General features: G+C 41.1%; 27 protein-coding genes. 11 read left to right on the top strand and 16 right to left on the bottom strand.

Going from position 1 to position 20,259, the window contains the following annotated elements:
* Nucleotides 1-192 precede the first annotated feature (192 nt).
* Nucleotides 193-1,287, top strand: coding sequence for a cystathionine gamma-synthase (locus tag FZ952_RS10100; RefSeq protein ID WP_148881575.1), 1,095 nt, complete (start codon nt 193-195; stop codon nt 1,285-1,287).
* 1 nt (nt 1,288) lies between these two features.
* Entirely contained in the window at nt 1,289-2,455 is a 1,167-nt protein-coding gene (locus FZ952_RS10095) for a MalY/PatB family protein (RefSeq protein WP_148881574.1), read from the top strand.
* A 649-nt stretch (nt 2,456-3,104) separates the two neighbouring features.
* On the opposite strand, the gene FZ952_RS10090 is transcribed toward FZ952_RS10095, so the two are convergent.
* The 4 genes from FZ952_RS10090 to FZ952_RS10075 all read right to left on the bottom strand — a co-directional run bounded on the left by FZ952_RS10090 (nt 3,105) and on the right by FZ952_RS10075 (nt 5,048).
* Entirely contained in the window at nt 3,105-3,314 is a 210-nt protein-coding gene (locus tag FZ952_RS10090) for a BOW99_gp33 family protein (RefSeq protein ID WP_148881573.1), read from the bottom strand.
* A gap of 116 nt (nt 3,315-3,430) precedes the next feature.
* Nucleotides 3,431-3,883, bottom strand: coding sequence for a type II toxin-antitoxin system HicB family antitoxin (locus tag FZ952_RS10085; protein ID WP_148881572.1), 453 nt, complete (start codon nt 3,881-3,883; stop codon nt 3,431-3,433).
* Between the two features lie 37 nt (nt 3,884-3,920).
* On the bottom strand, nt 3,921-4,103 hold the full coding sequence (locus FZ952_RS10080) for a type II toxin-antitoxin system HicA family toxin (protein ID WP_024402467.1): 183 nt from the start codon (nt 4,101-4,103) through the stop codon (nt 3,921-3,923).
* A gap of 510 nt (nt 4,104-4,613) precedes the next feature.
* Nucleotides 4,614-5,048, bottom strand: coding sequence for a DUF1492 domain-containing protein (locus FZ952_RS10075; protein ID WP_148881571.1), 435 nt, complete (start codon nt 5,046-5,048; stop codon nt 4,614-4,616).
* A 133-nt stretch (nt 5,049-5,181) separates the two neighbouring features.
* On the opposite strand from FZ952_RS10075, the gene mazE reads away from it, so the two are divergent.
* Together mazE and FZ952_RS10065 are read left to right on the top strand one after the other, a co-directional pair.
* Nucleotides 5,182-5,397: a type II toxin-antitoxin system PemI/MazE family antitoxin gene (gene mazE, locus FZ952_RS10070; protein WP_045498766.1), complete on the top strand. Its 216-nt coding sequence runs from the start codon at nt 5,182-5,184 to the stop codon at nt 5,395-5,397.
* A complete protein-coding gene (locus tag FZ952_RS10065) occupies nt 5,381-5,734 on the top strand; it encodes a type II toxin-antitoxin system PemK/MazF family toxin (RefSeq protein ID WP_148877932.1) in 354 nt (117 codons plus the stop codon). Before mazE ends, FZ952_RS10065 begins: the two co-directional genes overlap by 17 nt.
* Before the next feature lie 769 nt (nt 5,735-6,503).
* On the opposite strand, the gene FZ952_RS11845 is transcribed toward FZ952_RS10065, so the two are convergent.
* From FZ952_RS11845 to FZ952_RS10010, 11 genes are all read right to left on the bottom strand, one after another.
* Nucleotides 6,504-7,013, bottom strand: coding sequence for a hypothetical protein (locus tag FZ952_RS11845; protein WP_262366360.1), 510 nt, complete (start codon nt 7,011-7,013; stop codon nt 6,504-6,506).
* A 98-nt stretch (nt 7,014-7,111) separates the two neighbouring features.
* A complete protein-coding gene (locus FZ952_RS10050) occupies nt 7,112-7,570 on the bottom strand; it encodes a hypothetical protein (RefSeq protein WP_148877934.1) in 459 nt (152 codons plus the stop codon).
* Nucleotides 7,571-7,581: 11 nt separating this feature from the next.
* Nucleotides 7,582-7,758, bottom strand: coding sequence for a hypothetical protein (locus FZ952_RS11615; RefSeq protein WP_187423916.1), 177 nt, complete (start codon nt 7,756-7,758; stop codon nt 7,582-7,584).
* A 295-nt stretch (nt 7,759-8,053) separates the two neighbouring features.
* Nucleotides 8,054-9,685 (bottom strand): phage/plasmid primase, P4 family, encoded by a 1,632-nt coding sequence (locus FZ952_RS10045; protein ID WP_187423915.1) that lies wholly within the window; start codon nt 9,683-9,685, stop codon nt 8,054-8,056.
* A 19-nt stretch (nt 9,686-9,704) separates the two neighbouring features.
* Nucleotides 9,705-10,574, bottom strand: coding sequence for a primase alpha helix C-terminal domain-containing protein (locus FZ952_RS10040; RefSeq protein WP_148881569.1), 870 nt, complete (start codon nt 10,572-10,574; stop codon nt 9,705-9,707).
* Nucleotides 10,575-10,708: 134 nt separating this feature from the next.
* Nucleotides 10,709-10,990: a hypothetical protein gene (locus FZ952_RS10035; protein ID WP_048766548.1), complete on the bottom strand. Its 282-nt coding sequence runs from the start codon at nt 10,988-10,990 to the stop codon at nt 10,709-10,711.
* Nucleotides 10,983-11,315 carry a DNA-binding protein gene (locus tag FZ952_RS10030; protein ID WP_148881568.1) on the bottom strand — a complete coding sequence of 111 codons (333 nt, stop codon included), beginning with the start codon at nt 11,313-11,315 and terminating at the stop codon, nt 10,983-10,985. Before FZ952_RS10030 ends, FZ952_RS10035 begins: the two co-directional genes overlap by 8 nt.
* Nucleotides 11,302-11,517, bottom strand: coding sequence for a hypothetical protein (locus tag FZ952_RS10025; RefSeq protein WP_148881567.1), 216 nt, complete (start codon nt 11,515-11,517; stop codon nt 11,302-11,304). The genes FZ952_RS10030 and FZ952_RS10025 overlap by 14 nt, the downstream gene beginning before the upstream one ends.
* Nucleotides 11,518-11,680: 163 nt before the next feature.
* Nucleotides 11,681-12,127 carry a hypothetical protein gene (locus FZ952_RS10020; RefSeq protein ID WP_148881566.1) on the bottom strand — a complete coding sequence of 149 codons (447 nt, stop codon included), beginning with the start codon at nt 12,125-12,127 and terminating at the stop codon, nt 11,681-11,683.
* Between the two features lie 446 nt (nt 12,128-12,573).
* Nucleotides 12,574-13,203: a Rha family transcriptional regulator gene (locus tag FZ952_RS10015; protein ID WP_148881565.1), complete on the bottom strand. Its 630-nt coding sequence runs from the start codon at nt 13,201-13,203 to the stop codon at nt 12,574-12,576.
* 12 nt (nt 13,204-13,215) lie between these two features.
* A complete protein-coding gene (locus FZ952_RS10010; RefSeq protein WP_148881564.1) occupies nt 13,216-13,434 on the bottom strand; it encodes a helix-turn-helix domain-containing protein in 219 nt (72 codons plus the stop codon).
* 141 nt (nt 13,435-13,575) lie between these two features.
* On the opposite strand from FZ952_RS10010, the gene FZ952_RS11840 reads away from it, so the two are divergent.
* From FZ952_RS11840 to FZ952_RS09975, 7 genes are all read left to right on the top strand, one after another.
* A complete protein-coding gene (locus FZ952_RS11840; protein ID WP_262366359.1) occupies nt 13,576-14,268 on the top strand; it encodes a helix-turn-helix domain-containing protein in 693 nt (230 codons plus the stop codon).
* A gap of 79 nt (nt 14,269-14,347) precedes the next feature.
* On the top strand, nt 14,348-15,166 hold the full coding sequence (locus FZ952_RS10000; protein WP_148881563.1) for an EbhA: 819 nt from the start codon (nt 14,348-14,350) through the stop codon (nt 15,164-15,166).
* Nucleotides 15,167-15,501: 335 nt separating this feature from the next.
* Nucleotides 15,502-16,170 (top strand): Fic family protein, encoded by a 669-nt coding sequence (locus FZ952_RS09995; protein ID WP_148881582.1) that lies wholly within the window; start codon nt 15,502-15,504, stop codon nt 16,168-16,170.
* A 209-nt stretch (nt 16,171-16,379) separates the two neighbouring features.
* Nucleotides 16,380-17,375: a virulence RhuM family protein gene (locus FZ952_RS09990; RefSeq protein ID WP_148881562.1), complete on the top strand. Its 996-nt coding sequence runs from the start codon at nt 16,380-16,382 to the stop codon at nt 17,373-17,375.
* A gap of 234 nt (nt 17,376-17,609) precedes the next feature.
* Nucleotides 17,610-18,755 carry a tyrosine-type recombinase/integrase gene (locus FZ952_RS09985; RefSeq protein WP_148881561.1) on the top strand — a complete coding sequence of 382 codons (1,146 nt, stop codon included), beginning with the start codon at nt 17,610-17,612 and terminating at the stop codon, nt 18,753-18,755.
* A gap of 95 nt (nt 18,756-18,850) precedes the next feature.
* Complete coding sequence (locus FZ952_RS09980; RefSeq protein ID WP_062198882.1) at nt 18,851-19,087, top strand: DUF2829 domain-containing protein; 237 nt, start codon at nt 18,851-18,853, stop codon at nt 19,085-19,087.
* Nucleotides 19,080-19,778, top strand: coding sequence for a 3-oxoacyl-ACP reductase (locus FZ952_RS09975; protein ID WP_148881560.1), 699 nt, complete (start codon nt 19,080-19,082; stop codon nt 19,776-19,778). The genes FZ952_RS09980 and FZ952_RS09975 overlap by 8 nt, the downstream gene beginning before the upstream one ends.
* A 306-nt stretch (nt 19,779-20,084) precedes the next feature.
* Here FZ952_RS09975 and FZ952_RS09970 read toward each other — a convergent pair whose 3' ends face one another.
* Complete coding sequence (locus tag FZ952_RS09970) at nt 20,085-20,237, bottom strand: transposase (protein ID WP_410468297.1); 153 nt, start codon at nt 20,235-20,237, stop codon at nt 20,085-20,087.
* Nucleotides 20,238-20,259 lie beyond the last annotated feature (22 nt).

The raw sequence follows: 20,259 nt of genomic DNA, 5'->3' as shown, positions 1-20,259 counted from the left end.
CAAAAAAATCTGGAAGATGCTTGGATGTTTTCTTTGAATAGAGCATAGTCAGCTGATATTAAAATAGTGACCATAGCTTCAAACTATACCTAGATCTTAAAAAGAAAAAAGTTTAGCTTTTTCTGAAAATGTTACAATAGAAAGGTAAAACAATTGAGGGAAATTTCCCAATATTTTTTATCGGAGGTTGCTATGAGTGAGAACTTAAAACTAAATACTATTTTAGCTCAAGCTGGGATTAAGAATGATAAAACGACTGGTGCCCTGACAACACCTTTGCATTTTGCAACTACTTATCAGCATCCTGAGTTTGGTCAGTCAACAGGCTATGATTATACGCGTACGAAGAATCCGACACGTGCTAGTTTGGAAGAAACGCTAGCAGCTATTGAAAGTGCAGATTATGCTTTAGCAACTAGCTCAGGGATGAGTGCCATTGTTTTGGCTTTTAGCATATTTCCAGTGGGCAGCAAAGTTCTTGCTGTACGGGACCTTTATGGTGGCTCTTTCCGCTGGTTTAATCAGCTCGAGCAAGAAGGTCGCTTTCATTTTAGTTATGCTCGCAGTGAAGAAGAGCTGTTAACTGAATTGACAGACCAAGTGGATGTTGTTTATATCGAAACGCCTACAAATCCTTTGATGGTCGAGTTTGATATTGCTCGCATTGCTAAAGCTGCTCATGAGAAAGGCGCGACCGTGGTAGTAGATAATACCTTTTACAGTCCAATTTATCAAAGGCCACTTGAGGATGGAGCAGACATTGTTTTGCATTCTGCAACCAAATATCTAGGAGGGCACAACGATGTTTTAGCCGGAGCGATTATGACCAGTGATGCTAAGATTTATGAAAAGCTTTTTTATCAACTTAATACAACTGGTGCCGTTTTATCACCGTTTGACAGTTATATGCTTCTTCGGGGGCTCAAAACCCTGTCTTTGAGAATGGAACGTTCTACGCAAAATGCTTTAGCTGTCGTGGAGTTTTTGAAAAAATCTGCGGCTGTTAAGGAGGTGCTTTACCCAGGAAAAGGAGGTATGATTTCTTTTAAGGTTGTGGATGAGAGTAAAATACCTGATTTATTGAATAATCTTAAAATCTTCACTTTCGCTGAAAGTCTGGGAGGAGTGGAGAGTTTAATTACCTATCCGGCAACTCAAACGCATGCAGATATTCCTGTAGAAATGCGCCATTCTTATGGTTTGACGGATGATCTACTGAGACTGTCTATTGGTATTGAGGATAGCCGAGATTTAGTGACTGACTTGCAGTCAGCATTGGAGGCTTAATATGGGAAATTATAATTTTGAAACAGCACCGAATCGATTGGGGCAACATACTTATAAGTGGAAAGAGGCAGAAAATGACCGAGAGGTTTTGGCTGCCTGGATAGCTGATATGGACTTTGAAGTCCTGCCCGAAGTAAGGCAGACAGTTCATGATTATGCAGAACAGTTAGTCTATGGTTATACCTATGCTAGTGATAGCTTGATTCAGTCTGTATTGGACTGGGAAAAAGAAGAGCATGGCTACGTTTTTGAAAAAGATGCGCTTGTCTTTATTGAAGGGGTAGTTCCAGCTATCTCCATAGCCATTCAGGCTTTTACTCAGGAAGGAGATGCGGTGTTGATTAATACTCCGGTATATCCTCCCTTTGCTCGCAGTATTGAGCTCAATAATCGTAAACTGATTACGAATTCTTTGATAGAAGAGGACGGCTTATACCAGATTGATTTTGAGCAGTTAGAAAAGGATTTGGCGGAACACGATGTTAAAGTATATGTGTTTTGCAATCCTCACAATCCTGGTGGCCGTGTTTGGGAAAAAGAGATACTAGAAAAAATTGGCCGACTCTGTCAGCAGCACGGGGTGATTTTAGTTTCTGATGAAATCCATCAAGACTTGACCTTTTTTGGCAATAAACACTGTTCTTTTAACACAGTTTCGCCTGATTTCAAAGATTTTACACTGATTTTGAGCAGCGCAACTAAGACTTTCAATATTGCTGGTACAAAAAATTCCTACGTTGTTGTTGAAAATCCAAAGTTGAGAAAGAAATTTCAGCAACGTCAGCTGGCCAATAATCATCATGAAGTATCTAGTCTAGGGTTTTTAGCTACGGAAGCTGCTTATCGCTATGGCAAGCCTTGGTTGACTGAACTCAAAGCTGTTCTGGAGGATAACATTGATTTTGTAGTCGCTTACTTTAGTCAGCATGCTCCTAGCCTCAAGGTTATGAAGCCACAAGGAACTTACCTGATTTGGCTGGATTTTTCAGCTTATAACTTGACGGATGAAGAGTTATTTCAGATTTTGCGCCAGAAAGCAAAAGTAGTCCTTAACCGAGGGACGGACTTTGGAAAAGAAGGAAAAAATCATGCGCGGCTGAATGTTGCAGCACCTAAAAGTATCATAGAAGAAATTTGTAAGCGAATTGCAGAAAATTTACCTCGTTGAGCAAATAAAACGGAATCTTTTCCTCAAGAGAGACTTGCTTGGAATCATAGATGGACATTTCAAGGTATTTCAAAAGGTGTTTTTAAAGAAAATAGGGATGACTTACAGCGGTGAAAATGATGCCAAGGTAGCCTTGATGAATAAATTGAAAGTGATAAAAGGAGAAAACCATGACATTTGAAGAAATTTAGAAAAACCATGATTTTAGATATTCTTTAGTGTCGCTTTACAGTGATTTATAGCGGTTTATAGCAAGAATACCAATATTAGTTCATCTTTGATATTCTTCAGGAGTCCACAAAAAGGTGAACAAAAAAGCCCTCAAAAAGGGCGTGAAATTTGATGAGTTCAGCAGGCAAGAAACTAGCACCCCCACAAGGTGCTTTTTTTGTTTTCTGACGAAATATGTACATACTTTTCCATACTTTAGTTTCTGATTGTTGATAGTTACATTATATCAAAAAAGGAGCGCTTGGCCTTGTGGGCTATGACTCTTCTTAATTGTCTAGACTATGCAAGCCTTCGGTTGTGACTATATTATATCACGTTACCAATCGAAAAATAAAGGCTAAAAAGCGCGTGGTTATCAATTATGTTAACGTCAACAATACTGATTCACGCGATTATCACGCGCAAGCCTACTGTATTTTTATAGTTCGTCTTTTTCTGTCTTTTCTCTGAGAATTCTATCCCAAATCTTATAAAAAGAGTGTCCTTTCGGAATAACAGGGGGATTTTTAGCAAATTCTTCTTGTGTTAAGGTGGTTTCTTTGTCTAATATTGTACCATCTGCTAGTTTAGTGCCTTTAGGGACAATGTGTGTTATTGTTGGATTCCATTTTTCTTTAACTTTTGCCATGTTAAATACTCCTTTATGGTAAAAACAGAACCGTCCCACCTCCTACCGCAGAAAAGTCTGTTTCAAGGGGAGATGGAAAAGCTCTGTTTATAAGTCAATTATATCATAGTTAATTATTAAGCATGGATTTTTTTATCAGCAATAGCGTCTGTTAGTGTCTGTGAGAAGTTCAAACCTAATTCACGCCCTAGATTATCTGCCCAACGTGGGATAGTGAGTGTTTTCTTTACAGGCTCTTGGCTGCCTAGATACTCGGCGACGTCAACCATAACCATTGAGACAAAGGATTTGCTGGGGTCATAAGTCAGTGTTATACCCTCATCATCGCGAAAAGGATTATTATCAGCTAAAGATAAGGTGTTAATAGGGCTAGGAGTGGGAATATCTCGCCCATTCTCGATATAGTCCGCTAGGTTAATACCTAACCAATCGCTAGCCATTGCCATAGCGTCTGCCATGTTCTCGCCTTGAGTTGCTGAATGTTCAAAATCAGGGAAAGTAACAAAATAAGGGACATTCGTTCCGTCTGTATCGTCATAATAAAATAAAGCTGGATAAGTGACAAGCATAGTTTACCTCCAAAAGAAAACAAGCGGTAGGCTGTCACTATAACAGCCCTGCTTGCTTTTTGATACCCCTTTCGGTGTATTTGTTAATCTCACCGTGGGGAATGGTTATAGGTCGCTCTCCAGCTTTTTCAAGCTTAACGTGCGACCCCTTGCCGCCTTTGGTCTTTATCCAACCGTGGGCAGTCAGTAACTTAACCATTTCTTTTTGTGTCATAGGCATAGCGCTTTTACCTCCTGACAAGATAATTATATCATACGTACTACACGTATTCAACTAAAAGGCGATATTAGCGGTGAAACAAGTCCTAAAACAGGAGCGCTTTTATGTATAACGAGACTAAAAATCTTGTATTATCAATGTTTTTGAGGTTCTACCCCCCCTACCTAAAAATTTGAAAAAATGGCGCGTGATGTAAGACGAGAGTTTGTTGCGGCTCTCTTATCCACCACATAGGGGCGGGGGGTAACGCACCTTATGAATCAACTCTGAAGCAGAAAGGGGTAGTATTGTAGCTGTTAGACTAGCTTGAAAGGTTGGTCTTATCATGTTTATATTATGGCTTTAAAGTTTCAAAAAGGGAATTTTTCGCACGGAAAAGGCCGCGTCCTTTTAAACCGAAACAATATAGCCCCGTTCAAAAAAATAGGGGGTAGTTTCCGAACTTTGAACAGTATACGTGATAGCCTGGAGCATTTGGCAAAAAGGTAAGCAGCGGAAGAAGCTGCTTTGCTAAGTAAGTTTAGAAGCTCCATCACTCGTAAGCTTAGCAAGATTCTTTATTCCTGAACTCTTTATCCTGTAAATTGTAGTTTTTGACTTTTCTATCTTGTCTTCGATATTCCATATTTCCAAGTGATTGACATAGAACATCCGCAATACTGACCTTTCAAGAGGATCGCTCAGCTTGTCAATGAGTTTAGAAGTTTCTAAATGTTCATTGATTAGATTGGAGAGTCTGTCTTGTATATCTTCTTTCAACTTCAAAACATAGACAAGTTCATTCTCTGTATTGTTGGCTCTGCTAGTCTGGACTTTGGTTTGTGTCAGAGTTGATTTTTTAAATAGACCTTGTTCTAGATATTGAAGTTCTAACTGCAAACTCTGAATCTCTTTATCTAACCATCTAATACCTTCTAACTTTGCTTTTACTTGCTCTGGTGTCACGCTTTGGCCTCCTCTTGTGGTATAATAAATCTATCAAATCTATACCAAGGAGTCAGTCGCAAGGCTGGCTTTTTGCTTGCTTTTCTCTCTTTTCAGGTATATACTTGATATATACAAACAAAGGAGAAAAGAAATGAATACAGTAAAAACCCGTAAAGTTGGGAATTCTCTGACTGTGACCATTCCCAAGGCGCTAGATGTCCCGGAAGGTCAAGAAATGGTCGTTTACAAGGGCGCTGATAATGTGATCGTCCTAGCTCCAAAGATTGCAGATCCATTCTCTGAAGTGGCTGATCTCCGTATGGAAAATGACTTTGAAGGGGTGAAACTACTTGACAGTGAAATCTAACTATATCCCAGAAAAGCAGGATATCATCTGGATAGACTTTGATCCATCTGTCGGGCGTGAGATACAGAAGCGCCGCCCTGCCGTGGTGGTATCTCGTAAAGAATACTCAGAACGCACTGGCTTCGTTGCTGTCTGCCCTGTCACGCATGGCCAGAAGAAACTAGAAAAGCTAGGCTTGCTGGTTCCTGTCCTGTCCTCTGAGGTAGACGGCTCAGTGAATCCGCTCCAGCTTTATACCTTCGACTTTCGAGAACGTCAGGCGCAAAAAATCACCACCATGGACACACCGAGCTTTCAGAAGGTTGTTCAACTCTATAACTTCATCTTTGAAGCATGAATCGATCAAGCTAAGGCGGAGCGCCTTGGCTTTTTTTGCGTTTTCTCATGGTTCGCTCTTGCTTCGTTCGAGGTTCAAGTGCTATATGACTTGATCGGTTCGCCGTGAGAAAAAATGTATAATGACGGTGTGAAGCTCTTAGGGGTGCGTGGGTAGGAGGATACCCCCCTATCTGCTTACAGTTTGATAAGCAATTAAGAAAAGTTTTTATCACTCTTATTTCCTTGTCATTCTGCAAGCAATTAAGGCAAGTTATTTCTTAGCTTATCTGCTTGTCGTTTTGTAAGCAACAAATCCAAAATAACAGACTTTTAAACTTCTCTTATCTCCCTGCCATTTTGTAAGGAAATAAGGGGAGTTATTTTAGTTCTTATCTGCTTGTCATTCTGCAGGGAGAAAATTCAAATTAAGGAAGCTAAAACTTCTCCTTATCTCCTTGCAGTTTTTCAGGAAGCAAACTCAAAATAAGCGACGTTATTGCCTCTCTTATTTCCTTATCGTTTGACAAGGAGAAAAACGAAAATAAGGATCTTTTAAATTCGTCTTAACTCCCTATCGTTTTGTAAGCAATTAAGAAGGCTTATTGTCGTCCTTATCTGCCTATCATTCTGCAAGGAGAAATCCGAAATAAGAGGGGTAAAAACTCCGCTTATCTGCTTGATAAATTACCCCACTTTCTTGGGCTTCGCTCGAGGTTCAAGCACGCGCAGCATAACCCAAAAACTGGTATTTTTTAGAGCTTTAGCTATTCCGCTTAGTGGCCGAGAAGCTACCTCAATCTACCCAAACCATTCATCCAAAGACTGTCACCTTTTCTAGTATAGTTCAGGAATTTTTGGTAGTGCTTATAATACCTGGCGCGTTTCATATACTTAGGTCGTTCAGGAAAAGCGTCAAACATATATCCGCCACGTTTAGGACTCCAGCCCGGCTCTACCTTTCTAGCCTCTCTCAGTGCTCTCTCCCAATAGTATTGGCAATCTGTCTTACTGCGGTTTAGGGTTGACTTGTGTATTTTCTGGCATGATCCGCAACCATAAAGTATATGTCGCTTAAAGAGTATTCTGCACCGCTTGCTGCAGATAGGGCATAGAAAGAAGTAGCGATAGCCTCCCTTAGTCCCTGGTATTCTATCTAAATCAAAGTAGTCTTTGTCAAGGGTGATCCATAAATTATCTAAGTCTATTTCTAGTTTTTTGCTGTCTAATTTAGCTATACCATGAGAGATATTATTGATTTTCATAGGCTTTATAAATGTTTCTATGGCTATTGATTTTATAGTTTCCATCTGCTCCAAAATACCTATATACAGAAAAACCCAAATCTATTTGGATAAGTAGCAATTAAGCCACAAAAAGAGGCAATCCCCCTTTGCTGCTATTCTTCACTGAGTAAGCCGCTTACTACCACATCACGGACAAACTGAGCCTGTTTTTCTTTGGGCAGTTGCAGGGCTTCAAGTAAAGACTCCAGGGCTTGCTTGTCTGTGCTTGCGACTAACTTCTTAATGATATTCTGAAACTGCCCTTCCAGGTACTCGCAAAAATGGATCCGCTGGGCTTGTGTTGGCTGCACTGGTACTGGTGAACTATCTGCAATCAGCAAGAAGCAGGCTTCCGCGATTTGGGCGAATAACTTTGCACGCGCTTCAGGGTGTCTGTATAACTCATAGGCATTTATGCTGGTGTCTTCTGTCCGGAGCTTCTCACCTAGTTCAATCAGTTTAAGCGTATCTGCAAGTTCTACCGGTGTTGTATCGGTCATAAAATCGTCACGTTTGCGATTGAGTTCCTCCAGTTCCTGATCTGCTTGTTCAAAGTATGTTGGTTCTGTCATAGGCTTCCTCCTTATTCTTTATATAGGACCAGTAGCCCCAATGTTGCACTCAAATTCTCATAGTCACCCTCAGTTGCTTCAGTGCATTTTACATCCACAACTTCAACACTTGCCATAAAGTTATTGATTTGAGCTTCGAATTCCTGCAGGCTTTGCTTCTGTTGTCGATAAAATATCTTGATTTTCATTTCTTTCCTCCATTTTTTAGACGCTTCTTTTGTTTTTTATACACTTAGTTTTGGAAGTGTATAAATTTAAAACCCAGTCATATCAAGGGATAAAGTCTTATTTTATACACTTTAGACACTTTATACACTAAAAATTAAATATATATAAACAAATAATAGGGGAGCTTTCTATAATACTCTTATAGGGAAATTTCAAAAAAAGTGTATAAAGTGTGGGAAGTGTCTAAAACCATTGATAATACAGTGTTTCTAAGTGTGTTAAAAAAATAAGCTAGTGTATAAAGTGTATAAAATTTCAACGTTTTTTCTTAACTTTTAGCCTATTGTTGTAGTAACCTCGTTCATTTTTTGGTTTTTTCTGTCTTTCTGGGGTTTCTCTGCCATTGAAATAATTAAGACTGGCAAAAGACGGTAAATCTTCTTTAGGATAAAAACCTTTATGAATCTGTTGACCCGCTGGGATAGTTTTCTGGCCAACTGTAAAACCTTCAGGAAGATTACTCTTAATTTCTCGGTGTAAGCCCATTTCTGACCTAGATTGTTTTATATCATAGTACTCCAAGAAACACTTCCAAACATGATAAACAAAGCTGTTAGGGATAAATTCACTGTTTAGATCATCAGTAAAAAACTTGGAAATAAAATCAATAACAGGGTTCATATCTTTGTGGTGTTCTTCCAAGATTTCAATAGACTTCATAGGGTTAATATCAGTAATCGGTGTTTCAATCGCCAACTTAACCAAATACTCCAGGACTTCCTTTCGGTTGATATAATCTTCTTTTATGGCTTTATTAGGCTTGTCTTTGAATACTTTGGTAAAAGGTAAAATTCTAAATCGTCGATCAATAGCCGACTTATCCCCGTTCATTCTTGGTAAGCCATTAGAAGATTGTACTACCGTCATATTCAGGCGTATGCTATATGGTCGCTTTCCTTTATCTTCAATGGTCATGATGTCGCCTGTCGCTAAGCTGAACATATCTGATGTGTCTTTTATAACAGCGTCTTTCTGCACATCATCACCGATAACTAGGGATTTCCCCAATAGGATAGAGGTTGAGAATTGACTTTTAGTTAAGCCTGTAATTTTCAAGCTGGCCACATTTTCCATCCCCACCAAGTTGATCAGCAACTGCTGGAAAGTGCCTTTTCCGGTGCCTCCCTCACCAAATAGCCAAAAGATCTTTTGCAAAGATTGCCCCGTGATACTGGCTTTTATGATCTGGATAGCGAGGTTATAAAGTTCCGTATCACCGTCAAATAATTCTAGAAGCCATGTTGTCGGTTTCCAACCTTTTATGATTGGTTCTTTTGCGTTAGGGTTGTAGCTCGTTCTTATCTTTCGTGTGACCGTTATAGCTGGTGTAATATCTTCAAATATGCCTGATTTGGCATTGTAAAGTTGCTTACCGATAACAGTATAGCCACTTTGAATCTCTTTCATTTGGCTCTGTCTAGCAATTTTATACAATGTGTCAAAGGCTTGTTTCTCAGTAGCATTTGGGAAGATTATAGAGATAAGATCCTGTAAAAATTCGTTATCTTCTACCCAGATGCCAAAATCAGGGTTATAGAAATAGAGTGGGGCTTTTTGCCCTTGTGCCTCTGGTTTAATCCTGATAAAGTGAATATGCTTTGTCAGCATGATTGCCACGCCTAGCGGTTTAGTAGGTAGGGCTTTATTACTCGCTTCTTGCCCTTTTTGTCTAGCTAGTTCCTCGTGCTGCTCTATGGTCAATCTTCCGTCTTTTACATTTTCAAGGTGCTTGCTATCAGCTATAACTTCATCATAGGCTGCTTGATAAGCCTCTTCCTTGAGTTCCTGGCATTCTTTGATTAGTTGTCCTCTAACACCTTTGAATGTTTTGAAATATTTATCCTCGGTTTCACGCGCATCTAAGATTTCGCTTTCTAGATTTTTCAATTCTTCTTTTTCGATTGTTCTACCCTCTCTTTCTAAATTCTGCTCTAGCTATACTGGTAAAAGTACGGTCTAGCTCCTCGATAGGCAACGGGTCAGGCGTCACGCTGTTAGCTATATTTGCCAATTCGTAAGCTGTTTCTATGTCACAATCCACCCACTTATTAAAGAGCAGTCCTACAAAGCGCGTGAGTGCCACGTTACGCCCTCCCTCGTCTCCAAAACCATTGAAAAGGGTGTCTATGACCCTCATAGTGATAGAGCGTTGTCCGTTTGTTCTGGGGGTGTAAGGAGCAGCAGTAGTAGTTTTTTTGTTGAGTGGTTCAGTACTCCCCTGTGGTACTGGATAATCTAGACCGTGCTCGACAATTTTTTGATAGTCTGCTGGGTCGCCTGTTGTGACTGGTAGCCCTTGGAGTTGTGACCAGGTTAGACTAGCCATGTCAAAGGGGATCCCTATCTTGTCAGCAATCTCCTTCACTACCTGTTTATAGGTTGCCTCATTCATCACATTGCTAGGCTTCACCACAAGGCGAAAACGGGGGCTTTTTGGGGTGTGTTTGATGGTGGGGTATAAGATATAGGAGTAGCCAAATAAAGCGCCAGAAACAGCTTCTATGAAGCTCTCAGATGTGCTCAGTATCTCGTCATAGTCAAGGAAAATCAAATCCCGATATACTAAACTTTGATTACTTCTGCGATAGTTGCCATTTTTTTCTGGGCTCACTTTACCGCTTAGACAGTAGGGCGCTACAGTTCGTTTGTATTCCTCAATATCTGCACCCTCTGGGACTACCATGGGTTTAAACTGTGCGACATACTCAAATGGCTCTAGCTTGCCTTTATATGGCCGGACCAGTGATCCAAATCCTCGGCTTTCATAGATGGCCATCCTATCGACCCTTTCTTCGTTTCTTTTTCAGGCGTTTTGAGCGTTTTTGCTCCTCGTGTGTAAGAGGTTTAGGCTGCCTATCTTTATAAATTTTCATATCGTGATATTTACCGCCGCCTTGTGCGGGGTGTACGTTATACCTTGCCATTTTCCACCCCCAAAAATTTTAGAAGTTCGCTAACCCTGTAATATACTTTTCTAGCGTCCTCTAGCGGCGGCTTGTATCGTCTTAGACCCGCCTTTTCCCACCGTTGCAGTGTCTTATATTTTATGTCCAGTTCGTCCATGGCTTGCTGGGCTGAAATTAGCCCCGTCAAGCGTGGTTTGACCTTCTCACGCGCTTCTAGATAATTCTCCACAAGCTCCAGAACGCCATGAGTTAGCTCATATTCACTTTCTTTGCTGAGACTAAACATTCTGATCAGCTCCCTTCAGCAGTTCTTTGTAGCTTTCTAGATCAGCTTTGATAAGCACATCTAGACGCCTTCCTTCTGTGTCATACTGAGCCTTTAGCTCCCTGATACCTGCTAGGCGTTCGGTATCATTAGCAGGGATATAGTAGCCGTTACTTGCTCCACGTTTGGCCACAATGGGAATACCATAGCGAACGATAAGCCGAAGAATATAATCTCGTAAGGCTCTCATCTCCAGCCCTAGTACATTGGCAATATCCCGCCCTGCGCGTGGCTCGTCCGCCCCTACGGGGATCAGTCTTAGAATTCTTTCTTCAAGTTCGGTCATAGCTGCCCTCCTTCCGGTATGTCTCGGCTAGAGCGTCATGTTCTGAAATAAGTTGTTTTAGAGCGTGGTTAGCTGTGTGGAGTAGGGGAAAAGTTCTCTGCCCCTCCTCTGCACTAGCTAACTCTAAGACCTCTAGAATGTCCTTTAACTGTCCGCAAAACCCTTCATAGTCGACTAGAATATCATTTGTTTTATTTGTCATCCTCTGCCCTCCATTGTTTCAAGCCATTTTTCCATCTTTCTGAGTTGCCGTTTGGTGATATATCCTCGGCGTCTGTAAGCAATAGCCCAGGAGTGAAACAGCTCAGCACATACGCCGGCTAGAAAGAAAAGTAGTAGTGTTAAAATTGCGCCTAGTAGTTCGCTCATTTGAGTAGTTCCTTTTCTTTTAAGTCTTTTATAATCAAATCGCGCAGATATTGCCAAATATTGCCGGTGTCATCTGGCGCCAGTTCTTCAGGGTCTGTGAAACTTCTTACCGCTGCATTAAGATAATTGAATAAAAGCCAGTGGGGGCGAGGGTGCCCTAAGTTAAGGGAATTTTTGGCTAAAAACTCATCATGTTTCTTCAACTCTCCCAGCAAGTTATCCACGTTTGCATTTAAGAAATTCTCATGATCGGCTTCCTGTTCTCTGTAAGCCTCTGCTAGCTTGTCAAACTCAAGCCATAGGGCAGTGATAGCAAACCTGCACTGTTCAGTGATTTCAGTCGCCCCCTTGTGTTTTTTTGCTAAATGCCATTCACTTAGTATGTCCAGTTTTTCCTCTGCAATGCGTAACCGTTCTTCAAAATCTTTAAAATATTGTTCCATGTTTTTTACCTCTGTTTTTTGATTTTTTCTGTGTAATTGCTATGCCAATGAGCATGCTTTTCCGTGATAAAAAGACTTATTTCTTGCATAGTTTCTTATACTGTTTTTTTGCAAGCCTAGACTATTCCCAGCGGATAACCGCCCCAAACTTACCAGTTTTCCCTATGGTCGTGTAAGTTTGTGCCAAAATAATAGTCTAGCTGTGTGTGATTCTCTCAGGGTGGTTTAGCTTTTGCTAATGGCGATACCAGCACCTAATACTTTTTTCTCTCCAGTTTTAAGAGTTGGCGCTCTCCGTATGGTCAAAGTGTCCTAGATATGCTATAATCTAGGTATAAATCTTTACTAAAACCCTTTTAATAACAGCTTGCCTGCTTGTTTATTATGTTTTAGTGATAGTGTGAAAGGCTTTGCTGATTGGTCTCGGTAAGCCTTTTTTGTTGTTTTCACGCGCCTTGAGGTGCGTTTTCTTTTGGTCTGAAGACCATGGACTTAATATCCTGATAGGTCATGCCCAAGTTAATCATAGCGATAGCCATATCTTCCAAGGCTTGGTATCTGACAAGCTCGGCACTAGTCAGGCTATCGATACCTGTCAGACCACCACGCGCTGCCATCAGTTGCTTTTTATTCATGCCGCTAGTGCCTTTTAGCAAAAGATTTGTAATGGTGCTATGCGCGTGCTTTGGTTTTTGTTCCCAGTTCTTAATGCTGTCATGCAAAGTCTTACGCTTTGGCTTTTCTAAAGCACGCTGCAGCTTAAACTGAGTTAGCTCGTCCCGCATTTCAAAGAATGCTTTGACAAGGTTTGTCTTGAACTCAACAACTTGCGGTGTGTTGTCTAAGTAAGTGATTAGTAGAGTAGCTTGTTGCTCATTTAAACGATAGACCTTTTTAGGTCGTCCTTTTCCGTCTAATTTATGGATTTCAAATCCATAAAATCCAAACGCCGTAAATCGCTCTTTGTGATTTCTTAGTAGGCGTGTTACAGTGTGGTGCTGTACTCCAGCACATTCAGCGATAATCTCGCTTGTTGTATACGGCTCTTTCTTGCCGTCCATGTAGACTAGGTTCATTGGGGCTCCTTTCTAGTTTGGTACGTTTTTTTTCGTACTTTCTCCCAAAAAAATAAAATCCATTGGGACCTTGTATAGTTCTGTAAGTTCCTGCAATAAGTCAATTGGAATTTTTGTACAATTTTTTTCGTACTTTGAAATAGTCTGAAAATTTCTGTTGACTTTTTTAGCAACTTCTCGCAGAGTATAGCCTGCTGTAATACGAGCCGCCTTAAGTGTAATTTGTTCCATTGGTTTGCTCCTTTCTCTTAGCGTGATTTAATTGTATTATTATTTTCGTACTTTGTCAACGATTTTCTTTAAAAATATTATTATTTTCGTACTCCGATTTAAAAAGTATGATATAATTAGAAAGTAATGGAGGTTTATATCATGGCGAAAAATAGCCCTCAAGATGTGAAAAATAGAGAGTTTTTCTCTGAAAATCTTAACAGAATTATGCGAGAAAGAAATATCAGACAAGTAGATTTACATAATGCTCTTGATATTCCGAAAAGTACTTTGACAGGATATGTGAAGGGGAGGTCAATGCCAACTGCCGGCAACCTTCAAAAACTTGCTGATTTTCTAAATGTAAAAAAATCAGTCTTAGATCCTAGGTTTATTCACAATGATATAGATGAAATTGCTAGAGAGCAGTTGGCAGGTTTTTATAAGAAGCTTATAGAAGAGGGAGTTAACGATCTATTAAGCCGCTTTATTATGGCAGAGTTGAATGACCTTTATTTTAATCCTGAAAAACAGTACCCTTCTACCTCTTTCAAGGACAAGGAGCAATTTTTAAATCACTTTGCTCAAAATAGCATTGCGATAAGGGAAAAATGGTTAAATGTAAAGGAGGTCAATTATTATGTATTGGACAGGTTGAAGTATAACATTTCACAAGCTTTTAAAGAAACTCAAGTAATATTAAATAACAACATCAAAAACAATGACAAATACGTTATCCAAGGTTTGGACCCTAAAAAAATTCCAGATCTCTCGAAAGAATTAACGAAGTTAGAAGATAGAGTTTTAGATAGCATAAAAAAACTATCACTATCTCATTCAGATGCTCTGGGTTAATACTTGCTGTCATCAATTTATCAGTAAGGCATACCCACGCGCATAACTGCATAAAACACACCAAAGGAGAAAAAACACAATGAAAAAAGCCCTCATTGCAACTGTCGCAACTCTCGCCATCGGATCAGCAGGGGCGGGATATTATTTTCTTTCTTACGCTCCACATCAAGAGGCCGTAAGCAGATTTGAAAAAGCAGCGGCAGCACTCGACGACGAAAACAAGGAGATTGAAAAGCTGGTGTCAGACGCCGAAAAGCTGGTAAAAGAAAACGCTGAACCGTTGGAAGCGGCCGCTTTAGAGGAGTTGAAAACAACTGTAGCCGATACAAAAAAAGCGATTCGCAAAGTTCCGAAAATGGGAAGTGATACGGCAGATATTGAGAAACAGGCCGAAGAACTAGCCCAGCCTGTGGACTACTCAAATACTCAGAAAGAATTGACCGACAAGATGGCCGGCTATAAAAAGAGTGTGACCCAGCTTCAGCAGATCACCAACCCATCAAGCGAGTTTGTAGAAACACGGCTAAAAGAAATTGATACAATTACAGGCGTTCAATCAGTAACGGAAGCTAATGATCCTAATGGAAGCTTGAACAAGCAGGGCGGCTATACCGCTTCAGTCTATTTTGCTGATAGTCAAGTCACGGAAGCAGTGGACGGCTCGGATATTGTGGGTAAAGGAACAGACAGTGGCGGTAACGTAGAAGTCTATAAGACCAAAGAAGAAGCTGAAAAGCGTAACACCTACTTATCAGCGTTTGATGGCAACGGGATTTTAAATCCAGGTTCCCACTACGTTTACGGGACTGCTGTTATCCGTACCTCCCGCCATCTAACAGCTAGCCAACAAACGGCCCTAACTGAAAAAGTTTATCAAAAGCTGATTGAAGTAAAATAAACCTCCCGCAAAATATTTTTTCAAGGTTTGTCATGTTCTGATATTCCAGAACCTGACAAAATCTGTTTTAGTACTTTCAAAATATCAACCTTTTACTCTTTTAGGGCTGCCGAAAGTGCCGATTTCAGAATTCTGAATTTGGAAAGTTCCAACATGAAACCATTTAACTAAAAACTGTTGAAAGGCTTATAAACACTGGCTTTTCTAGCTTTTGGAGTCTTCAAAAATTCATGTTTTTTCATATTCTGCGCGTGATTTCTCGGCGTTCGCTCGGAGTTCAACGCCTACCAAATCTTCTGAATAACGAATACACTAAACCACAGAAAGGAAACCGCATGACCTACAAACAAGATTACCTGGATGATATTTTGGTTCGCATGGCCTACCATTCCAGCGGGATTGAGGGGAACACCATATCTCTTCCTGAAACGGTCAGCATCATCTTGGAAAGCACCCTGCCAGGGAAGCACAAGAGTATTAGAGAGTTCTACGAGATAGAGAACCACAAGCAGGCCTTTTCTTTGCTGCTGGATAGCTTGACCAATCGTGCCCCTTTGACTTTGGGTCTGGTGCAAGATTTCCACGCGCTATTGACAGACCGCCTACAGCACGATAGAGGGCGCTTTAAAACGGTTCAAAATGCCATCATAGGGGCTGAGTTTAAGACGGCTTCACCAGAAGAAACGCCTTTTTTAATGGCTCAATGGGTGGATAATACGGCCTATAGGCTGGATATGGCAAAGAGTGAGTGCGAGATACTAGAAGTACTGGCCGACACTCATATCCAGCTAGAGCGTATTCACCCTTTTAGTGATGGTAATGGCCGAGCTGGCCGCCTAATCCTGATGTACTTGGCTATGAAGTACCTGGGCGCTCCAGTCATTGTCAGCAAGAATGATCGGGCAGAGTACATGGAGCTTTTAGCCAATCAAAATATCCAAGGTCTGGCTGACCTATTGCAGCAGTCACTAGATGCTGAAAAAGAGAGAATGAGCCAGTTTTAGTTTTTGGGAAGGTGCAGCGATTCGTACGAGACTCTTAGGAGCGTCTCTGGCCTTGTTTTTACGGCTTGAAATACTTTCCGAGTGAATTTGTACCCAAGACAAAATCACGCGCTTAGAACAGTTCTCATGACGGTTTCTCGGTGTATAAATAGACTTCAGCAAGTCCGCTGGCCTTGGGAAACGATACTACCAATTTTAGAAAGGAACTCATGAACGAATTACAATTCTTAATCTATACCTCGGATAACGGTAACGAGACAGCTAGCGTAATTATCCGCGGTGAAACTATCTGGGCTAGTCAGAAAGAAATGGCCAGACTTTTTGATGTCGGTGTTCCTGCAATCAGTAAGCACTTAAAAAACATCTTTGAAGAAGGCGAACTAGATGAAAAAGCAACTATTTCCAAAATGGAAACAGTTCAAATAGAGGGTAGCCGTGAAGTTGTCCGTCAAGTTGATTTTTACAACCTTGACGCTATTATCTCCGTAGGTTATCGGGTCAACTCTCAAAAAGCCACGCGCTTCAGACAGTGGGCTACTTCCGTTTTGCGCGAATATATGCTAAAAGGCTTCGCTATGGATGATGATCGTCTAAAACAAGGTGAGAACCTTCTGGAAAAAGACTATTTCCGTGAGCTCTTGGAGCGCGTGCGCTCTATCCGAGCTAGTGAGCGCCGTATATGGTTGCAGATTACAGATGTTTTTGCTGAAATCTCTATCGACTATGACCCACAAAGCACGTTGACTAAGCAATTCTATGCTGATGTACAGAATAAGTTCCATTATGCAATTACTGGCCAGACTGCTGCGGAAATCATCTACACGAAAGCAGATCATACAAAGGACAATATGGGGCTTACTACATGGAAAAACTCCCCTGACGGTCGTATATTGCAATCAGATACCCAAATAGCAAAGAATTACCTAACCGAAAAACAAATCCGTTCCCTTGAAAGAGGAATCTCTAGCTATTTTGATTATCTGGAAAGGCAGATAGAACAGCGAAAAGCTCAGACAATGCAGCAACTAGCCCAAAGCATTGACCGCTTTTTGACTTTCCAAGAATACGATGTTTTAGAAGGTCATGGGAAGATCACTTCCAAGGCTGCGAAAGATAAAGCAAAAGCAGAGTATCAACTGTTTAACAAAACCCAAAAGATAAACTCGGACTTTGAAAGACAAATCAAGCACCTATCGGATAAATAGCCTCATACCCTCACAATCTCATTTTTTGACCTAGATTATTCACCCAAAACATGCCACGTTTTAAAACGCAATATAAGCCCGTTTAAGCGCGTGTTTTCTTTTCTGGTATATTTTGACCATCCAACTCATTAAAGTCGAAAATAGAGGGGTTCTCGTGACTCCTAGCATGATACAAACCGAATTCAATCTAAAATCTTTTTAATAACAGCTTGCCTGCTGATGGAAAGGTATATCATGAAAATAACAGAAGTCAAAAAGAAAGACGGTAGCAACGTGTACCGCGCAAGTGTCTATCTAGGAGTGGATCAGGTAACGGGGAAGAAAGTAAAGACTAGTATCACCGGACGGACAAAAAAAGAGGTCAAAAGCAAAGCCCAGCACGCGCAGCTTGACTTTAAAGCGAACGGGTCAACGGTTCATAAAACTGTGCGGGTGAAGAGTTATCAAGAATTGGCTGCCCTATGGCTGGAAAGTTACCGGCTGACTGTCAAACCACAAACCTTCATAGCGACAGAAAGAATGGTGAATAGCCACTTAATCCCAGTTTTTGGAAAGATGAAACTGGATAAGCTAGCCGCTAGTTATATCCAGAGTTTCATCAATGATTTATCAAGTCGCTTGGTTCACTTTGGTGTGGTTCACTCGATAAACAGCCGTATCTTAAAATATGGCGTTTCACTGCAGCTCTTGCCATTCAACCCAGCGAGGGATATTATCCTGCCCAGAAAGCCAAAGCGAGAGAGTAAAGCAATCAAGTTTATCGCTCCGGAGGACTTGAAGTCTCTTTTAGGCTATATGGAGAAGCTGGCATTTAAAAAATACAGTCATTATTTTGATTATGTGCTGTATAGCCTACTGCTTGCGACTGGTTGTCGCTTTGGGGAAGCAGTGGCTCTGGAGTGGTCTGATATCGACTTGGAGAATGCGACCATCAGCATATCAAAGAATTATAATAGGCTGGTGGATCTAGTAGGCCCGCCTAAAAGTATAGCAGGGGTCAGAGTGATTAGTATTGACCGGAAAACAGTCAATATGCTTAAGCTGTACAAAAATAGGCAGCGGCAACTATTCGTAGAAGATGGGGCGCGTGCTCCGTCTGTAGTATTTGCTATCCCGACTAAGGAATATCAGAATATGGCCACAAGGCAAGATTCCCTGGATCGGCGCTGCAAAGAAATTGGAATACCCCGCTTTACCTTTCACGCCTTCCGCCATACTCACGCTAGTTTATTGCTCAATGCTGGTATCAGCTATAAAGAATTACAATACCGGTTAGGCCATGCTACCTTGGCTATGACCATGGACATCTACAGTCACCTATCAAAGGACAAAGAAAAAGAGGCTGTTTCATACTACGAAAAAGCCATAAATGACTTGTAAGTCCACAAAAAGGTGAACAAATTTAAAAATCACCTCATTTCAGAGGTTCACAAACCTTATCAAATCAAGGTTTATAGACGATAAAGGAGAAAACCATGACATTTGAAGAAATTTTGCCAGGCCTTAAGGCCAAGAAAAAATATGTGCGCACAGGCTGGGGTGGGGCGGAGAACTATGTTCAGCTCTTTGACACGCTTGAGCAGAATGGGGTGGCTCTTGAAGTGACACCTTATTTCCTCATCAATGTCTCAGGCGAAGGGGAGGGCTTCTCCATGTGGAGTCCGACTCCTTGTGATGTATTGGCGACAGATTGGGTGGAAGTGAATGACTAAGACAGTACTGGTGACGGGAGTTAGCTCTGGCATTGGCCGAGCTCAGACTCTGACCTTTTTGGAAAATGGCTACCGTGTTTACGGGGTGGACAAGGATGAAAATCCTGGCTTTCTCAATGAGCTGCGTTTTGTCAAGTTGGATTTGACAGGTGATTTGAAACCGCTCTTTACTAGTTTACCTGAGGTGGATATTCTCTGTAATACAGCTGGAATTTTGGACGATTATCGTCCCCTTCACGAGACCAGTGACGAGGACTGGGAGCAGATTTTTGCGCTCAATCTGACCGCGACCATGAAAATCACCCGCTTTTACCTGCAGAAAATGCTGGAGAAAAAGTCTGGTATCATCATTAACATGTGCTCGATTGCTAGCTTTCTGGCTGGCGGAGGCGGTGCTGCCTATACAGCCTCTAAGCATGCTCTGGCCGGCTTGACCAAGCAGATAGCTTTAGACTATGCGGATAAAAATATCCAAGTCTTTGGCTTGGCGCCAGGCGCTGTTAAGACAGCCATGACTGCCGCAGATTTTGAGCCAGACGGACTCGCTGACTGGGTGGCCGAAGAAACTCCTATCAAGCGCTGGCTGGATCCTCAGGAAGTAGCTGATGTCAGCCTCTTTCTAGCCAGTGGTAAGGCTGCAGCCATGCAGGGGGAAATTATCAAGATTGATGGTGGCTGGAGTTTGAAGTAGTTTTAATAGTATTTTCAAATACGAAAAAGAAATAAATAGGTTACACTCTACAGAGGCATTCAAATGTGACTTTATGCTCGTCTCATCCCTCCAAGTGTGCTGAGGATTCTAAGAGCAAAATTAGCATATTCTCATGCGAATTTACTTCCTTGAGAATAAAAAATATTTTCCCACATATGTGTAATTTGTATGCAAAAAGTTTGAGAATTTTGAGAGGAAAGCTGGGCGATATTTCATTGAGTCTGAGACAAAATAGTTCTCAGTCACAAAAAAGCTAGAGATTCCCAATTATGGAACTCTAGCTTTTTAAATTCGAACCGTTCTCTTATTGTATTTAAGGAGATTATTGGCCATGAGCACTAAACCCATGTCAATTTTCACCTGACGCTTGCCTCTTAGGTTACATCTCTTGTAACCCAAATAAGCCTTTATCTGCCCAAAGACAGGTTCCACATCAATCTTACGTTGATCGAAAATCTGT

This window comes from Streptococcus sp. Marseille-P7376 (genome assembly GCF_902460385.1).
Taxonomy (GTDB): domain Bacteria; phylum Bacillota; class Bacilli; order Lactobacillales; family Streptococcaceae; genus Streptococcus; species Streptococcus sinensis.
The sequence above is the reverse complement of the archived record's forward strand: the minus strand, read 5'-3'. Positions and strand labels throughout refer to the sequence as shown.

What these genes read in the sequence shown, in the direction of transcription:
- FZ952_RS09990 (WP_148881562.1), top strand. Translation starts at nt 16,380, where the DNA reads ATGAACGAATTACAATTCTTAATCTATACCTCGGATAACGGTAACGAG.
- FZ952_RS10040 (WP_148881569.1), bottom strand. Translation starts at nt 10,574, where the DNA reads ATGGCCATCTATGAAAGCCGAGGATTTGGATCACTGGTCCGGCCATAT.
- FZ952_RS10020 (WP_148881566.1), bottom strand. Translation starts at nt 12,127, where the DNA reads ATGGAACAATATTTTAAAGATTTTGAAGAACGGTTACGCATTGCAGAG.
- FZ952_RS10030 (WP_148881568.1), bottom strand. Translation starts at nt 11,315, where the DNA reads ATGACCGAACTTGAAGAAAGAATTCTAAGACTGATCCCCGTAGGGGCG.
- FZ952_RS09995 (WP_148881582.1), top strand. Translation starts at nt 15,502, where the DNA reads ATGACCTACAAACAAGATTACCTGGATGATATTTTGGTTCGCATGGCC.
- FZ952_RS10095 (WP_148881574.1), top strand. Translation starts at nt 1,289, where the DNA reads ATGGGAAATTATAATTTTGAAACAGCACCGAATCGATTGGGGCAACAT.
- FZ952_RS10100 (WP_148881575.1), top strand. Translation starts at nt 193, where the DNA reads ATGAGTGAGAACTTAAAACTAAATACTATTTTAGCTCAAGCTGGGATT.
- FZ952_RS09975 (WP_148881560.1), top strand. Translation starts at nt 19,080, where the DNA reads ATGACTAAGACAGTACTGGTGACGGGAGTTAGCTCTGGCATTGGCCGA.
- FZ952_RS10050 (WP_148877934.1), bottom strand. Translation starts at nt 7,570, where the DNA reads ATGACAGAACCAACATACTTTGAACAAGCAGATCAGGAACTGGAGGAA.
- FZ952_RS10025 (WP_148881567.1), bottom strand. Translation starts at nt 11,517, where the DNA reads ATGACAAATAAAACAAATGATATTCTAGTCGACTATGAAGGGTTTTGC.
- FZ952_RS11840 (WP_262366359.1), top strand. Translation starts at nt 13,576, where the DNA reads ATGGCGAAAAATAGCCCTCAAGATGTGAAAAATAGAGAGTTTTTCTCT.
- FZ952_RS10010 (WP_148881564.1), bottom strand. Translation starts at nt 13,434, where the DNA reads ATGGAACAAATTACACTTAAGGCGGCTCGTATTACAGCAGGCTATACT.
- FZ952_RS11615 (WP_187423916.1), bottom strand. Translation starts at nt 7,758, where the DNA reads ATGAAAATCAAGATATTTTATCGACAACAGAAGCAAAGCCTGCAGGAA.
- FZ952_RS09980 (WP_062198882.1), top strand. Translation starts at nt 18,851, where the DNA reads ATGACATTTGAAGAAATTTTGCCAGGCCTTAAGGCCAAGAAAAAATAT.
- FZ952_RS10080 (WP_024402467.1), bottom strand. Translation starts at nt 4,103, where the DNA reads ATGCCTATGACACAAAAAGAAATGGTTAAGTTACTGACTGCCCACGGT.
- FZ952_RS10085 (WP_148881572.1), bottom strand. Translation starts at nt 3,883, where the DNA reads ATGCTTGTCACTTATCCAGCTTTATTTTATTATGACGATACAGACGGA.
- mazE (WP_045498766.1), top strand. Translation starts at nt 5,182, where the DNA reads ATGAATACAGTAAAAACCCGTAAAGTTGGGAATTCTCTGACTGTGACC.
- FZ952_RS09985 (WP_148881561.1), top strand. Translation starts at nt 17,610, where the DNA reads ATGAAAATAACAGAAGTCAAAAAGAAAGACGGTAGCAACGTGTACCGC.
- FZ952_RS10000 (WP_148881563.1), top strand. Translation starts at nt 14,348, where the DNA reads ATGAAAAAAGCCCTCATTGCAACTGTCGCAACTCTCGCCATCGGATCA.
- FZ952_RS10090 (WP_148881573.1), bottom strand. Translation starts at nt 3,314, where the DNA reads ATGGCAAAAGTTAAAGAAAAATGGAATCCAACAATAACACACATTGTC.
- FZ952_RS10035 (WP_048766548.1), bottom strand. Translation starts at nt 10,990, where the DNA reads ATGTTTAGTCTCAGCAAAGAAAGTGAATATGAGCTAACTCATGGCGTT.
- FZ952_RS10015 (WP_148881565.1), bottom strand. Translation starts at nt 13,203, where the DNA reads ATGAACCTAGTCTACATGGACGGCAAGAAAGAGCCGTATACAACAAGC.